This is a genomic window from Bacteroidota bacterium (assembly GCA_018831055.1).
GTDB lineage: Bacteria > Bacteroidota > Bacteroidia > Bacteroidales > B18-G4 > M55B132.
The window spans coordinates 1-15,683 of the sequence record JAHJRE010000074.1 but is presented as its reverse complement, the minus strand read 5'-3'; the positions used below and the strand labels follow the sequence as shown (position 1 = coordinate 15,683).

The following is a 15,683-nucleotide window of genomic DNA, read 5'->3' as shown; positions in this document are numbered from 1 at the left end:
GAACGTTACTATCTTCCTTGAGTGTGTTGGCCTTAATAGGCATATACTTTGTTTATTATCCTCCGAAACTCCTTTGCAGTTCTTCCGGTGTGGTTTCTTTATATTCAGCAGGTACCTGGAATAGCTCGTCTTTGACGTTTTCTTTCTTCACCTCGATAGCTTCGAATTTCATGATCATTCCGTTTTCATTGGCTTCAAATTCCATCAAAAGTCCATCGATACCATTGAACATAGCTTTGTCGAAGTTTGTTGACGCTGACCCCAGCTCCGGTGAATAATAAATCACGAATGAGTTTTTCTTGCCATCTTCCTCCTCAATGGTGATTATGGCTTTTTTACAATCATAACCGGCGATAGTTTTGGTTTCGTTGACATATTGGATATCCGGTTTTGGCTCGTTTTCCATGTTTTCGTTGATGTCTTCCTCTGTCATTTTATAATAGAACTTCTGCCCCATCATATCCATCAGGTGATAAACTACCTTTTCGTCCCCATTCATGATCTGGACCTGGTTCATAGCTCCCATGGGTGTAGTAATGGAAAACTCGTTTCTGAGCATGTTTCCTTTGATGGTTGCTGTCATCACCTTTGGCATGAAAGCCATCATTTCGGGGGGGATATCATCACCCTGAATGGTAATTTTATAAGTAACAATTCCCTTGAAATCCTTGGCCTGAGCGTTAAACGAGAGTAAAAACAGCGTCATGACCGGAATTAAAAAAATAAAGCTTGCCTTTTTCATAAATTCATAGTTAAAGGTTTGTAATAAAATAAATACAAAAATAATATCTTTATTTGCGTAATCAGGCTATTTAACGAGTCTGAACATTTTATCCCAGCGAATTTTTCCATCAAAAAGCCCCTTGTTAGGATCAAGTGACATCCAGATGAAAATTGCCTTTCCAACGATATGGTCTTCGGGCACCATTCCCCAGTAGCGCGAATCAGCGGAGTTATGGCGGTTGTCGCCCATCATCCAGTAATAGTTCATTTTAATCTGATACTGATTGCTTTCCTTTCCGTTTATAAAAACTTTGCCATCCCGGGTTTCCAGTGTGTTTCCTTCGTAAGCTTCGATTATTCTTTTGTAGATGGAAATGTTATTGACATCAATATCTACAATGTCACCGGCTTTAGGAAGGTATAATGGGCCGAAGTTGTCAAGATTCCACTTGTACCTCTCATCATTGGGAAAGATGTCTTTATTCCATTTGCCTTTTGGCTCACGGTATTTTACAATGTTTTTAACATTCGGGAGTTTTTCCAGTTCTGTAGCAATATCCTCGGTTATAAAAAACACAAATTCACCGGGATTGGATGTGGTACCACCCTCGGTGATGTTTAATTTATCAAGAACCCGGGGGTTGAAACGGGAACCGTCTGTCCTCACAATATATTTATATTGCAGTTTTTCGGGATTGGGGGCTGGAAAGCCATTAATATAAACCTGTTGGTCAACAATGGACAGGGTATCCCCTGGCAAAGCAATGCAGCGTTTGATGTAATTTTCCCTTTTATCAACCGGCCTTCGGGTGACAGTGCCAAAATTTCTTTCATCCCTTAGCACACGTTCTCTGCCGTATTCCCTCATCAGAGTATAATAACTAATATTGCTCTGGAATTTCAACGAAACGGTATCTCCATCGGGATAATTGAACACAACAGCATCATTGTGTTTTATCTCGCTTATTCCCGGAAAACGATAGTAGGGAAGCTTGACCCATTCGAGGTATGATTTTGTCTCTTTAGTAAGGGGCATAGTATGATGCACGAAGGGAAACGACAAAGGGGTCATGGGAACCCTGGGGCCATAGCTAACCTTGCTTACAAAGAGATAGTCTCCAACCAGCAATGATTTTTCCATGGAGGAGGTAGGAATGGTGTATGCCTCAATGAAGAAGATCCGTATAATGGTAGCAGCGACAACGGCAAAGATGATGGCATCCACCCATTCACGCAGCCATGACTTTTTGATTTTTGGTGCATTTTCAGGATCAATATATTTCTCTTGTTGCACAAAACCCAGATAGGGAAGGTAAAAGAAAGGGACAATAACTCCCAGGGCTTGTTGCCCGAGACCGTGTTTGTTGAAGCACTTTAACAATTCAACGATCATGAGAAGGATCATGAATACGTTGATAAAAGGTATTAAGATGAAGATATACCACCAGAGTGGTTTTTTTATGATCCTGAGCCAAATGTAAAAATTATAAAAAGGGATCAGGACTTTCCACCCTGGCTCTCCGGCTTTTTCAAAAATCTTATACAATCCTGCGATAGAGAAAATGAAAAGGATGAGGAAAATAATTGTGTAAAGACTCATTGTATTGAAATTTTGTTCAAAAGTAAGATATAATTGCTATTCCAACGGTTAAAAAATGTTAAGAGCTTAATCAAGTGTCAGCATGTCATTCATCGTGAATATACCTTTCTTATCCTTTATCCAGGAAGCGGCTGTTAACGCTCCGGAAGCAAATCCCTTCCGGTTGAATGCCATATGTTGCAGCATAATTTCGTCTTCTGCCGAAGTATACTTAACAATATGTGTGCCGGTAACCTTGCCTTCCCTTATTGATTTAATTGCCAGTTCATCAGTTTTATCAGGAACCTGATTTGTCCATTGTTTTTTTTCTTTATTAAGACGGAGTATATCCTCCGCCAGTTTTATAGCTGTCCCGCTGGGTTGATCCAGTTTCCGGGCGTGATGGATCTCCTCCATAGAGATGTCATATTCTCTGAATCGATCCATAACAGCTGCGGTTTTCCGGTTCAGGTAAAAGAAAATATTCATTCCTATACTGTAATTTGAAGAATACATAAAGGTAGCATCGTAGTTCTTACAGGCTTTAACGATTTCGTCCCAACGGGCCATCCATCCCGTAGAGCCGCTTACGACAGGAATTTTGTGTTGGAAACATAACAGGATGTTATCTGGAGCAGTTGCAGGAGTAGTGAATTCGAGGGCTACTTCAGCGCTTTGAAACAGATCAGACTGTGTATTCCAGTCAGACTCATTGTCAATTACAGCAACAATTTCATAATTCCAGGAAAGGGCCAGAGCTTCGATTTCATGGCCCATTTTACCGTATCCGATTAAAGCTATTTTCAATGATTCAGAATTTTAAGGTTATGGTAATTCCATTTACAGTTCCTCCCCTTGGATTAGGGAGGATTCTGGGTTGTTCTATAATGGGGTCTATTCTGAGGGTCAGATCATCGGTAATGTCGAAATCGAAAAAGTGTGCATCAACCGATGCATCCAAAATATTGAGAATGTACCAGATACCGCTAAGAATGTATGTAAATTCGAGGTTTCGCCGGTAATAGTTTTTTGCATCCCTTAATTGATCCTCATTGTATTTGTAGGCGTAATCATTGTTGATATAAGTGCTGTCTCCGCTCACGACATAGTTATATGCTTCGCGGTACTTCACATATTCCTGGTGGTTTTTGGTAATAAAATATGCGAACACACCAAACCCTGCATAAACAATCGGGATTTTCCAGTATTTTTTATTGTAAGCCTGACCTAGCCCGGGCAATGCAGCTGAATACAAAGCGGCCTTGGTAGGTGAATGTTTTTTTAACACAGAGTCGGATGAAACGGTATGCTGGCAAAAAATCTCCAATGGAGATGTGAGGAAAAGTGGAAGCAACATCAATACCATCAATCTGATGAACCATAGTCCCGGGAAGTAATCAATTACATTTACCGGTTGTCTGATCTTGGATTCCCGCGATGAATCATTTGTCGTGGGATTATTTTTCGAGCATTTGGAGAATTTTATCAAGGTCTTCTTGCGTTTCGATCGGAATAACGATGCTTCCTTTTCCTTTATTATTCATTTTGACCTCAACCCTGGTATTCAGGAATGATGAAAATCTTTCCTGAAGCCGGATAAAATTATCAGGAATATCCGGTGGCAGTTTGCGCTCACGGTTCAGCAGGCGAACGGCATCTTCCACCTGTCTGACCGAAAGTTCTTTCTGGATAGTTTTATTGAGAATTTTAACCTGTTGATCTTCATTGGTTATATTGATCAGTGCCCTGGCATGACCCATGGATATTTTATCGTCACGAAGTGCAATCTGCACCGGTGCGGGTAATTTGAGAAGACGCAAATAGTTGGTGATTGTGGCTCTTTTCTTTCCGACTTTAGCGCTGAGTTGCTCATGAGTGAGGCTGCATTCTTCGATCAGCCGTTGGTAACTGATGGCTATCTCAATAGCATTGAGGTTCTCCCGGTGAATGTTTTCGATCAGCGCCATTTCGAGCATTTGCTCATCGTTGGCAACGCGGATATAGCAGGGGATTTCTTCCAGACCGATCAGCTTTGCAGCACGCAGTCTACGTTCACCGGAAATAAGCTGGAAGCGGTCGATTCCAAGTTTTCTGACGGTAATAGGCTGAATGATGCCCTGTTCTTTGATGGATGCTCCCAATTCTACCAGGGAATCTTCTTCAAAAAAATCACGGGGTTGAAACGGGTTGGCTTCAATATTGTCTAATGGTATGTTGGCAATAGCGCCAACAATGTAGTTTTCCGCAATTTCTTCGGATTGGATGTCGATTTCAGGGCTTTGGAGGATGGCGTCAAGCCCCCTGCCCAATGCTCTTTTCTTAGTTTTCATTCACTAAATCTATCTTTTTTTCTTCTTCAGTTATTTGGGTAAGGTTGTTTTTTTGGAGAATTTCACGGGCCAGGTTTAAATGGTTAATGGCACCCGAACTGGCGGCATCGTGCATGATGATGGTTTCTCCAAAGCTGGGAGCTTCGCCGAGTTTGGTGTTACGATGAACCACAGTATCAAAAACCATCTCGGAGAAGTGAGTCTTTACCTCATCGAGCACCTGGCGGGCCAATCGAAGCCGGATATCGAACATGGTCAGTAAAATTCCCTCGATTTCCAGATCGGTATTCAACCGGGTCTGCACAATCCGGATGGTATTCAGAAGCTTGCCAAGTCCTTCAAGGGCAAAATATTCGCATTGTACGGGTATTATCACGGAATCAGCAGCTGTGAGCGCATTAACAGTAATTAAACCAAGAGATGGTGAACAGTCAATAATGATAAAATCATATTCATCACGTACCTGGGATACGACTTTACGCATCATCCTTTCCCTGTTGGGAAGATTGATAATCTCAATTTCCGCTCCTACCAGATCTATATGGGCGGGTATAAGATCAAGATTGGGTGTATTTGTATTAATGATGGTTTTGTGCGGGTCAAAATCATCAATAATACATTCATAGATGCTGTTACTGATGTTTTTGGGATTAACGCCCAGCCCGGATGTTGCATTGGCTTGTGGATCTGCATCAATGACCAGGGTTTTGTATTCCAGAACTGCAAAACTTGCTCCAAGGTTGATAGCTGTTGTAGTTTTGCCAACCCCCCCCTTCTGGTTGGCAATTGCGATGACTTTGCCCATAACGGATGATTATTGGTTTAGGTTATATAATGGCAAAAATACAATTTTGACCGGAAAAAGCATGATTCAACTATCATGAGTTATTAACCATGCCTGATGTAATTGTTAAGAAATTGATTTGCTGCTTAAAAGGAATGATTAACGCGGATTACCTGTCTTCATCCTCTTCGCTGACCGAATCATGCTTGTCGTTGCCAAGATCTTCAAAGTCAACATTGAACCCGGATTCATGCTCCTGCATGTCATCTTCTGTAAGTTCAGGAATTTCACCGGTTGTAATGAATTTTACAACATCGTTCAGGCCTCGCGTAAATTTTTCAAAGTCTTCCTGATAAAGAAAAAGTTTGTGCTTTTCGTAGAAAAACTTTCCGTTATCGTTGTTGAACCTTCTCTTACTTTCTGTTACGGTTAAGTATTGCTCCCCCGACCGTGTTGCCTTCACATCAAAGAAATACGTCCTCTTTCCGGCCCTGATTACCCTTGAAAAAATCTCTTCTCTGGCTGCTCCTTTTTTATCTTGCTCTTCCATAACCCTTTATCTTAGTTTATAATTCCGTCGTCATTTGCAAAAATATAAATAATACTTTATCCTCCGCCTGCCTCCGTGCGTTGTTAATAATTTCCTGAAAAAAATGGAATTTTCAATTGGTAAAGAACGACAAGATATTAGACATCATGTATTTATTGATGGTTGCATTTTATCAACGTATATTTTTAATAAAAAATTAACATGCAATGGGAGTATCCGATACACTTTGTCATATACTTTTGTGCAAATTATCTGAAAATGGAAGACGAAGCACAACAGGTGATCAGGTGTTTGCAAGCTGCTTTTGCCAGCGCCAGTGATATTTACGTTGATACTGAACTAAAAGAATGCGAGGCAAAGGTGTCGGTAGATGATTTCCGGGGTGAGATAAGCGGTAAGTTTTCTGAAATGGGGATTACACTCGAGATGGTTGATTTTTGTGATACCTTTCCTTATAAATATGTTTTTAGCTATTCGGTAGCCAGGAGATTATAAGCGTGGGGCCAATACGTTATCGATTAGCAGCACGATCGGGTTATGTTTGCATGAGAATAAATGCCAGGGTTAATTCATTCCCGGATCAACCGGGAAATTCATCCAGAAGGAATAATTGTCGCCCATTGCCTTAACTGACCGGTTCCAAAGATCTTCCGGTTTTGTGCTCAACAAAACATCCTTTTGAATATCCGATACAAGCCAGGCATTTCTTTTTAGTTCACCCTGGAGCTGATTACTCGCCCATCCTGAGTAGCCGACGAAAAAACGTATGTCATCTGTGCTTATTCGCTCAAGTGTGATCATCTCTTTTATCTGTTCAATATCGCCTCCCCAGTATAGTCCGGGTATTATCTCCTCGCTGCCTTCAATGAGGTTGCCAAGGGTATGCATAAAAAAGAGACTATTGCTTTGCACCGGACCTCCCAGGAATATCCGGGTTGAAAAAAGTGGAAAATCCTTTACAATTTCATTGAACTTGGTAATCAGAGGTTTGTTCATGATCAGCCCGAATGAGCCTTCTTCATTATGCTCGGCAAGTAAAACCACGGATCGGCTAAAGTAGTAATCCCCCAACAAAGGTTCTGAGATCAGTATCCTTCCCCTGCTGGGTTCGATGTTGTTGGATTTAATGTTTAAAAGACTGTTGATGTCCTTCATTTTATTACTACTTTTGAACACTAATATACAAAAATAGTACCACAAAGCCAACATGCCGGGCGATAATTTTTCGAAATTCCTTGATTTTCGGGAGAAATATCCTGAATTAATTTATGAGCGTTATCACATTAACAGAGCTTCTGATGTAATTGAATTCGGTTTCGAATTTCATATTCCCGGTTTAGGTATATTCCGGCCATCATACAGAATATTGCCCGGACCATGGTTAATCAGGGCCAATGAAAATTCCGGAACAATTGAGAATCTGGTTTTCCATATCGGCTTGATTGAACTTATCAGCTACTGGAAAATTTCCTGTCCACCCAGGATAAGGATACTATCCGGCATATTGGATGAAAGGCAGGTGAAATGGTGGAAGTCTCTTTACTTTCATGGCTTGGGTGAGTTTTTTTATACCAATGGCATATCCGTTTCACAGGATGAATTTATTCGGGAGATCATTACTGAAGGAAGTGTTTTTGAACCAGTAAACCCTTTTTTATCAGCATCGGTTCTGGTTCCTTCCGGTGGAGGAAAAGACTCTGCCGTTTCCATTGAATTGCTCAGAAAACAAAACGCAAAGCTTATTCCTTTTGCGCTGAATCCCCGGCCTGCCATTTGGAAATCCCTGGAAAAAGCCGGGTTTGAACATGCAGAGGTAGTTGTCTTTGAACGCACACTTGATCCTTTAATGTTGGATCTGAATGCAAAAGGGTATCTGAACGGACATACTCCTTTTTCTGCTTTACTCGCTTTTAATGCAATGCTGGCTGCCACCTTGTCAGGATGCCAACGGATTGCCCTTTCCAATGAATCCAGTGCAAGCGAAGCCACGATTCCAGGAACCATGATCAATCACCAGTATTCAAAATCCTATCATTTTGAAAGTGCTTTCAGGGATTATTCATCCACATACCTTACAAAGAGTATAGAGTATTTTAGTTTGTTGCGCCCGGTGAATGAATTGCAAATAGCAGGGATATTCTCACGGTACCCGGACTATTTCGATACTTTTAAAAGTTGTAATGCAGGAAGTAAGGAAGACCGCTGGTGTGGAAAATGTCCTAAATGTCTTTTTACATGGTTGATACTTGCCCCATTTCTGGAATCGGATGTTCTGGAAAAGATTTTTGGAAAAAACCTTCTTGATGATCTTGATTTACAAAATTACATGTCGGAACTTGCCGGCCGCTCTCCGGAGAAACCTTTTGAATGCGTTGGAACCATTAAGGAGGTAAAGGCTGTCATCGGCGAAGTGATCAGGAAAAGCCATAATAATATACTGCCGGTTCTGCTGCAGGGATTTGATGATCTCTCGAAAAATGCAGATTTTACCGTATTACTGCGCGACTGGTCAGAAGAACACTTTGTCCCTCAAGACTTATTAAACCTGTTAAAATCGGAGTTGTATGGTTAATCGGGTTGCTGGTCTGATACGCGACCGTCGTATCTGTATTCTTGGATTTGGCCGGGAGGGACAATCAACGTATCATTTTCTGCGTAAATATTTTCCTGATATCAGGATATCTATTGCCGATAAAAATCCTCAGTTACCCGGAGGATTATCTTTCCTTTCTAATGATCCTATGGCTAGTTATATTTGCGGCAGTGATTATCTGGAAAAGATTTCAGGATTTGACCTGTATTTTAAAACACCGGGGATCACGATGAAAACCATTGATGGAAGAATTGATCCGGAACGCATTACATCACAGGCAGATATTTTCCTGGGAGAATACGGACGGCAAATAATCGGGGTGACCGGAACAAAAGGGAAGAGCACTACATCAAGCCTTATTGCCCACATATTAAACAAGTCGGGAAAAAAGGTCTTGTTGGTTGGAAATATCGGAATACCTCCGTTCGACCTTTATGAAGAGATTACTCCGGAAACCCATATCGTTTATGAATTGTCGTCGCATCAGCTTGAAACTGTTTGCCATTCTCCTGCTATTGCGATTATCCTGAATTTTTTTGAAGAACATCTGGATCATTATCGTTCTTACGCTGAGTATATTAATTCAAAGCTGAACATCCTGAGATATCAAAAGCCTGAAAATATTGCCATTCTGAATCATGACGACCGTGATCTGATGGAACTGTATTACCAGGAGGGCTTGTGTTCCGTTGTTAGAGTATATTCACTGCTGGGAATGGATGGGGATGGATGTCGGTCAGGAGGGACTGAGATTATTTGCCGCCTTCATGGGAAAGAGCATAGTTTTGATATTGGGAAGGGTTTACCCATTCCGGGTGAGCATAATAAATACAATATTATGGCGGCATTATTGGCTTGCCTTGAGACGGGAGCGGAAAGAAATGAGATAATGGATGGCTTGATGTCGTTCAGAGGGCTTCGTCATCGTATCGAATACCTGGGGGAGAAGGGAGGTATACGTTATTATGATGATTCCATTTCCACTATCCCTCAGGCCACTATTGAAGCCATAAAATCATTGGGAATTGTAGAGTTTCTTATTCTCGGGGGATACGATCGTGGAATCAATTATGATTATCTTGTGACTTATCTATCGGAAATCCACATTGGGCATATAATATTTACCGGGCCGGCGGGAAAGCGGATGCATGATATGATGGAGAATATTAAACTTTATTCTGAATTAGTTTATGTGGATAGTCTTGAGAAAGCGGTTGATCTCGTAAAGCAAAAGGGAAAACAGGGCGATAAATGCCTGTTGTCACCTGCTGCAGCCAGTTATGATGCATTCAGGGATTTCGAGGAAAGAGGTGACATGTTTGCCTTTTATGCCGGATTAGAGAGAAATCCTTCCGTTAAGTGATAGACTCTTCTGCCGGTTTGTTTTCTCCGTCTGGTTTCTCTGTCTTGGATTTGGCTGCCGCTTTTGGGGTTTTGGGTTTGGTTTCGGTCTTTTTGGGCTCAGGTTTATCCTGAGTTTTCGGTACCTTCACAGCAACGTTAATCTCTGAAGATTCTGGTTGCTTTTTTGGTTTTTCGGTCACAGGCTTTTCCGGTTTGGGTTGTGACTGGCTTACCAGAGGGGGTTTAGTGGTATTTTTCCTGGGGCGGCGCACACCGTATGATCCCCTGATCCTTTTCCCTTTTGCTGTTTTTTGATCTCCTTTTCCCATATGAATTGATTGTTAATGTATTGTTGTCCTATACAAAAGTATTAAAAACATTAATGAGTTTCGGGAAAGATTAATGTCAGGTTTCAGGTTTCATGATTCAGGGTGCAACATGTAACCTGCAACCTGCACCCTGCAACTTTTCTTGAATGTTTCCCGATACTCATAAAAATATTTTGTTTTAGTAAAAATATGATTTTCTGAAGTTTTCTTCGAGCAGGTCGGCTCTTTTTACAACATGTCGGGCCCAGGAAAGAAGTGTATCAGCTTTTTCATCATCACTGAGTTGCCAATTGAGGCTGGATTTATGAAGTTTACGTGTCATCTCATACAGAAGGATAGCCACGGAAACAGAAATGTTCAAGCTTTCGGTAAAACCCGACATAGGGATCCTGACATAGCCGGAAGCAAGGTTAAGGGCTGTTTCCGATAAACCTTCCAGTTCCGTACCGAAGACAAAAGCTGTTTTTTCTTTGGCCGGAAAATCATCCAGGCTGATATCGCTCGTATGGGGTGTAGTTGCTATAATGCGGTATCCTTCATCACGAAGTTTCAGCAAACACGATTCGGTATTATTTTCCTGCTTACGGTAATGCAACACATTCAACCACTTTTGGGCGCCCAGGGCAACATCCTTACTAACCTGGAAGGTGTTGCGGTTTTCTATCACGTGTACATCAAGTATTCCAAAGCAATCGCATGACCTCAGCACAGCGCTGGCGTTGTGAGGCTGGTAAATATCTTCCAGGACAACAGTAAAAAACCTGGTTCGCATATTGATGATTTCCTGAAATTTAGCCAGTTTATGCTGTGTTATATAGCCAGATAGAAATTCATAAAGTGCTTTGTCGTATGTATGGTCGTTACCCATGTTTCCGGAAATATCCTGTAAAAATAAAAAAATCAGTTTAATAGAAAGATTTGGCAAACCGGTCAAAAATAGCAGGTTGTTTTTTCCTGAATGAAAAAAAAGTTTACTTTTGCACCACAAAAATTGAACATAAATGGCAAAAAAGACAGTCCATGCAGATGACCGGATGGTTGCGGTTGAAGAAGCATTAAGTAAAACCGAACAATTTATTGAGAAGTACCAGAAGGTGCTGATCATTGTAGTAGCCGCTATTGTATTGATTATTCTTGCGTTTTACGCTTACAAGAAGCTCTATGTAGCCCCCATGGAGAAAGAAGCGCTTTCGCAGATGTTCGTTGCAGAGCGGTATTTTGAGATTGACTCTCTGAACCGGGCCCTATACGGTGACGGGAATAATCTGGGTTTCCTTGATATAATTGATGAATATGGAGTGTCAAATGCCGGCAACCTTGCGCGTTATTATGCAGGGATATCATTTTTGAAACTCGGTCAATATGAGGATGCCATTGATTATCTGAAAGCATTCAATAAAGACGACAAGATTGTTTCCGCCATGGCGTTGGGAGGTATTGGCGACGCCTACATGGAGCTTGATGAACCTGAGAGTGCTGTAAAGTATTACATGAAAGCCGCCGGACATAATATCAATAACTTTTCCACCCCGTTGTTCTGGCTTAAAGCTGGTTGGACATACGAAATATTAGGGGAATACGATAAGGCAGTTGAGTTGTATAATAAAATCTACAAAGAATATCCTAGAAGTTCGGAAGCCCGGGAAATTGAGAAATACATTGCACGAGCTACGGCTCTTGGGGAGAAGAAATAAAGAGGACAAATTAAAGAAGGGGCTGCAAACCGGCCCCTTTTTTTTTATGTTTTAACATAATTTTAAATGAGTATCCGGGAACAATTACAAATTGTTACAGGTTACAGGTTACAAGTTACAAGTTACAGCTCATCACTCATAACCCACACTCAAACTGCCTGCACCCTGAAGCCTGCATCCTGAAGCCTGAAGCCTGCACCCTGCAACTATTTGTTATTCTTTCCCAATACACAAATTTTTAAACGTGGACAAGCCTTTTCGAATCGTTTTTATGGGAACGCCGGAGTTTGCCGTTGCATCCCTGGATTTTCTTCGCAGATCAGGTTTTGCCATTGCCGCTGTGATTACGGCACCCGATAAGCCTGCAGGAAGAGGGAGAAAAATGCACATGAGTGCTGTAAAAGAATATGCCCTGGAACACAAGCTCCCCGTTTTGCAACCCGAATCACTGAAAGATACATCATTTCTCGAAGAACTGAAACATCTCAATGCCGATCTCCATGTAGTAGTGGCCTTCCGGATGTTGCCCAAAGTCGTCTGGAATATGCCACCCAAGGGCACTATCAACCTGCATGCATCCCTTTTACCTGACTACCGGGGTGCAGCTCCATTAAACTGGGTCCTTATTAATGGAGAAACAGAAACAGGGCTTACTACTTTCTTCCTGAATGAAAATATTGATACCGGTGATATAATCATGACGGAAAAAGTCTCAATTGGCAAAGAGGAAACTCTGGGCGAACTTCACGACAGGATGAAAGCTTTGGGGGCACAACTTTTGGTAAAAACAGTGGAGGCCATTCGCGACGGAAAGGCCAAGGGTTTATCCCAGGAACAATTTGTTAGTGATAAACCCAGACTTATGCCCGCTCCCAAAATACATAAGGAAGATTGCCGGATAAACTGGGACAAGAATGCAGATGAAATTTTCAACCTGATCAGAGGATTGAGTCCGGTTCCGGGTGCTTATACCTTGCTTGATGACAATACCGGGCATACCATACAGATGAAAATATTTAAAGCCGGCCTTTTCATGGAAAGCCATGTGAAGAAACCCGGTAGCATTGAAACCGATGGCAAAACTCACTTCAGGATCTTCGCCAAAAGGGGCTGGATTGAGCCTTCTGAAATACAATTGGAGGGGAAGAGGCATATGACAACGGCAGAATGGCTTCGTGGAACAACGATTTCTGACCCGATGAAAGCGATCTGATCCGGTTGCAAAACACTCTGAAATCTGCTCTAATAGCCACTTTTCGGCTTAAGTTATTAACAAAAACCCCGTTTTATTAACATTTACAGGGGTTTCCGGGCTTTTTCACTTGACTTTTGACCTAAAACCATTATATTTGTAATGGTTTTAGAAAAAATTTATTAACCAAAAATGTTTGAGCTATGAATAAAGCAGAATTAATTGATGCAATGGCAGCCGAAACCGGAATGACCAAAGCCGATGCCAAAAGGGCACTGGAGTCTTTTGTTAATACAACACAAAAAGCTCTGAAAAAAGGTGACAGGGTAGCATTGGTTGGATTCGGATCTTTCTCAACGGCCACCAGGGCTTCACGTAAAGGCAGAAATCCTCAGACTGGCGCTGAGATCAAAATCGCTGCCAAGAAAGTCGTTAAATTCAAACCAGGAAACGAACTTTCAAACATGGTTAAATAATTTTGCCATGTACACGAAATAAAAAAGCCCTCAACGAGGGCTTTTTTATTTTTCCTTTAAAACAAAACGGTAGGGGAGACGGGCATCCTCTCCGGCGTAATCTATCCCAACTCTTATCGTAGTCTCAATCATAAACTTCTCATGATCAAACTTGTTTTCTTCCAGCCAAATAATATCCCCCAATAGGTCAATGCCGGTTTGAGAATAGTGAATGCCCAGTGCACGGGATACTTTACCCGGTCCATTTCCAAAGTCTTTTTTTATTTGTTTTTTACCCGTCCTTTCCAGCATGGTTTCTAAGCCCGTAAGCGGCTTTATCCCTCTTATTAAAACTGCATGAGGAATTCCATCCTGGTTGGTTACGATATTAAAAAGGGAATGAATGCCATAACAAAGATATATATATGCCCTGCCTCCGATTTGATACATGATTTCTGTCCGCTGGGTTTTTCTTCCCCCAAAGGCATGGGAAGCGCGGTCTGTCTCTCCCTCATAAGCTTCTGTTTCTGTAATCATTCCCGTTGTTTGTTTTCCCCCAATACAGGTTATCAGTTTTTTACCAATAAGATCACGGGCTATAATCACAACATCGTCTCTAAGATAAAAGTCCCTCGACAGTTTCATGTTGCTGTTTTTTGCAAAAATAAGAGGATTAGCTGAACAGTTTAAACTGCCTTTTCCATGTGTACCGCTGATCAGGTTTTTTAATGATCTGACCACTTTCCTCGAGCCAGCGAATGACCTCAATGGTTTTTTCTTCATTGAACCTGCCCATGATAAAGAGGATTTCCTGCAGGGTAAGGGGTTTGTTCAGGATGGACTTTTTTATTTCCCCGGAAATCTGTTCAAATTCAATGTCGTTCAAATCCAGGCTATTCCATTTCAGGCAAACATCGCATTTGCCACAGCGGGTGCTATCCTTTTCACCAAAATAGGAAAGCAGCGACTGGCTTCGGCAACGGCCGTACCCAGTGACATAGTTTATCACACTTTCAAGTCTTTTTGCGGCTTCTGCTTTCCTCTCAGAATAATTTGCCGGAGAAATAAAAACATTCTTAATATCTGCTCTTTCTTTCAGGAAGATCAACTGTGGCTTGGATCTGGCCGGAAGGTAGCTGAATATCTCCATTTTATCGAGCATTTTCAGCGTTTTGACAACGGTTTCCAGGGGGATCCCGGCTTTTTTGGCGATATCATTTTCATTGATATTCACATAGTCGCTGAACAATCCGGAATAAAGCCGAAGTATTAGTTTAATGAAAGGATCAATCCTTGGATTTTCGACCTGAAACCGGTAAAGATCGTCATGGCTGATGGTAACGAAAAGTCTGGCAGGAACATTAAATATTTCATTTAATGCAAGATAACCTTCTTTTTCCAGGAAACGTAGTGAGTTGTATGTGATTACCGGCGAAATGCGGAATGTTTCGGAAAACTCATTGATGTCGAAATCCAGGCTCAGGTCTTTGCCGCTTCCCGTAGCCAGTTGGTAATAGTTGCCAATGGCCTGGTAAACCGACTTTATCACTTCCAAACCCGGATAGGAGTTTTCAAAATTCTTTTGCGCTTTTAATACATCTGATTCATCGTACAATAATACAGCTATCGATTCCTGTTCATCCCGTCCTGCGCGACCCGCCTCCTGGAAATATGCCTCAGGGCTGTCCGGGAGATCGATATGAATAACAAATCTGACATTAGGTTTATCAATGCCCATTCCAAAGGCATTGGTCGATACCATGATGCTTGTTTTTTCGTGTATCCAGTTATCCTGTTTCCTTTCCCTCTCTGCCGGTTCAAGTCCTGCGTGATAAAAATCAGCCGAAATTTTGTTTTTTCTGAGATAATCTGCTACTTCTCTGGTTTTTCTGCGGTTTCTCACGTATATGATCCCGGTTCCGGGATGTTGTTGTATGATTTTCAGTATACTGCCATATTTATTTTCATCTTTCATGACGATATATGCCAGGTTTCTTCTCCCGAAACTCTTCCTGAATACGTTTTTTTGACCGAACTTCAGCTTATCCTGGATATCCTCCACCACCCCGGGTGTTGCAGTTGCAGTCAGGGCAAGTACAGGTACCCCGGG

General features: G+C 41.7%; 18 protein-coding genes. 6 read left to right on the top strand and 12 right to left on the bottom strand.

Going from position 1 to position 15,683, the window contains the following annotated elements:
* Positions 1–55: 55 nt before the first annotated feature.
* From KKA81_04535 to KKA81_04505, 7 genes are all read right to left on the bottom strand, one after another.
* Positions 56–742, bottom strand: coding sequence for a DUF4412 domain-containing protein (locus tag KKA81_04535; protein MBU2650180.1), 687 nt, complete (start codon positions 740–742; stop codon positions 56–58).
* A gap of 66 nt (positions 743–808) precedes the next feature.
* On the bottom strand, positions 809–2,116 hold the full coding sequence (gene lepB / locus KKA81_04530; GenBank protein MBU2650179.1) for a signal peptidase I: 1,308 nt from the start codon (positions 2,114–2,116) through the stop codon (positions 809–811).
* Positions 2,117–2,389: 273 nt separating this feature from the next.
* The gene (gene dapB, locus KKA81_04525; GenBank protein ID MBU2650178.1) at positions 2,390–3,109 is read right to left on the bottom strand and encodes a 4-hydroxy-tetrahydrodipicolinate reductase; all 720 of its coding nucleotides are present in this window, start codon (positions 3,107–3,109) and stop codon (positions 2,390–2,392) included.
* A gap of 4 nt (positions 3,110–3,113) precedes the next feature.
* Entirely contained in the window at positions 3,114–3,791 is a 678-nt protein-coding gene (locus KKA81_04520) for a hypothetical protein (GenBank protein ID MBU2650177.1), read from the bottom strand.
* Positions 3,760–4,632, bottom strand: a complete 873-nt coding sequence (locus KKA81_04515) for a ParB/RepB/Spo0J family partition protein (GenBank protein ID MBU2650176.1) — start codon at positions 4,630–4,632, stop codon at positions 3,760–3,762. The genes KKA81_04520 and KKA81_04515 overlap by 32 nt, the downstream gene beginning before the upstream one ends.
* Complete coding sequence (locus KKA81_04510; GenBank protein ID MBU2650175.1) at positions 4,622–5,437, bottom strand: AAA family ATPase; 816 nt, start codon at positions 5,435–5,437, stop codon at positions 4,622–4,624. Before KKA81_04510 ends, KKA81_04515 begins: the two co-directional genes overlap by 11 nt.
* Positions 5,438–5,585: 148 nt before the next feature.
* Positions 5,586–5,966 carry a PUR family DNA/RNA-binding protein gene (locus KKA81_04505; protein ID MBU2650174.1) on the bottom strand — a complete coding sequence of 127 codons (381 nt, stop codon included), beginning with the start codon at positions 5,964–5,966 and terminating at the stop codon, positions 5,586–5,588.
* Between the two features lie 258 nt (positions 5,967–6,224).
* On the opposite strand from KKA81_04505, the gene KKA81_04500 reads away from it, so the two are divergent.
* Entirely contained in the window at positions 6,225–6,461 is a 237-nt protein-coding gene (locus tag KKA81_04500) for a hypothetical protein (GenBank protein ID MBU2650173.1), read from the top strand.
* A 69-nt stretch (positions 6,462–6,530) separates the two neighbouring features.
* On the opposite strand, the gene KKA81_04495 is transcribed toward KKA81_04500, so the two are convergent.
* Complete coding sequence (locus KKA81_04495; protein ID MBU2650172.1) at positions 6,531–7,121, bottom strand: YqgE/AlgH family protein; 591 nt, start codon at positions 7,119–7,121, stop codon at positions 6,531–6,533.
* Positions 7,122–7,173: 52 nt separating this feature from the next.
* On the opposite strand from KKA81_04495, the gene KKA81_04490 reads away from it, so the two are divergent.
* A complete protein-coding gene (locus tag KKA81_04490) occupies positions 7,174–8,538 on the top strand; it encodes a hypothetical protein (protein MBU2650171.1) in 1,365 nt (454 codons plus the stop codon).
* Positions 8,531–9,922, top strand: coding sequence for a UDP-N-acetylmuramoyl-L-alanine--D-glutamate ligase (murD, locus tag KKA81_04485; protein MBU2650170.1), 1,392 nt, complete (start codon positions 8,531–8,533; stop codon positions 9,920–9,922). Before KKA81_04490 ends, murD begins: the two co-directional genes overlap by 8 nt.
* On the opposite strand, the gene KKA81_04480 is transcribed toward murD, so the two are convergent.
* Both KKA81_04480 and KKA81_04475 read right to left on the bottom strand, forming a co-directional pair.
* Positions 9,915–10,232, bottom strand: a complete 318-nt coding sequence (locus KKA81_04480) for a 30S ribosomal protein THX (GenBank protein MBU2650169.1) — start codon at positions 10,230–10,232, stop codon at positions 9,915–9,917. The genes murD and KKA81_04480 overlap by 8 nt on opposite strands.
* 178 nt (positions 10,233–10,410) lie before the next feature.
* Positions 10,411–11,100 (bottom strand): RNA methyltransferase, encoded by a 690-nt coding sequence (locus KKA81_04475; GenBank protein ID MBU2650168.1) that lies wholly within the window; start codon positions 11,098–11,100, stop codon positions 10,411–10,413.
* Positions 11,101–11,233: 133 nt separating this feature from the next.
* Between KKA81_04475 and KKA81_04470 the strand changes: the two genes are divergently transcribed.
* The 3 genes from KKA81_04470 (at position 11,234) to KKA81_04460 (ending at position 13,594) form a co-directional block, all read left to right on the top strand.
* The gene (locus tag KKA81_04470) at positions 11,234–11,926 is read left to right on the top strand and encodes a tetratricopeptide repeat protein (protein ID MBU2650167.1); all 693 of its coding nucleotides are present in this window, start codon (positions 11,234–11,236) and stop codon (positions 11,924–11,926) included.
* Positions 11,927–12,197: 271 nt separating this feature from the next.
* The gene (gene fmt / locus KKA81_04465; GenBank protein ID MBU2650166.1) at positions 12,198–13,139 is read left to right on the top strand and encodes a methionyl-tRNA formyltransferase; all 942 of its coding nucleotides are present in this window, start codon (positions 12,198–12,200) and stop codon (positions 13,137–13,139) included.
* A gap of 182 nt (positions 13,140–13,321) precedes the next feature.
* The gene (locus KKA81_04460) at positions 13,322–13,594 is read left to right on the top strand and encodes an HU family DNA-binding protein (protein MBU2650165.1); all 273 of its coding nucleotides are present in this window, start codon (positions 13,322–13,324) and stop codon (positions 13,592–13,594) included.
* A 45-nt stretch (positions 13,595–13,639) separates the two neighbouring features.
* Here KKA81_04460 and KKA81_04455 read toward each other — a convergent pair whose 3' ends face one another.
* The gene (locus KKA81_04455) at positions 13,640–14,218 is read right to left on the bottom strand and encodes a DNA-3-methyladenine glycosylase (protein MBU2650164.1); all 579 of its coding nucleotides are present in this window, start codon (positions 14,216–14,218) and stop codon (positions 13,640–13,642) included.
* Between the two features lie 28 nt (positions 14,219–14,246).
* Positions 14,247–15,683 (bottom strand): RecQ family zinc-binding domain-containing protein (locus KKA81_04450; GenBank protein ID MBU2650163.1); only part of this gene is annotated, 1,437 nt, incomplete at its 5' end.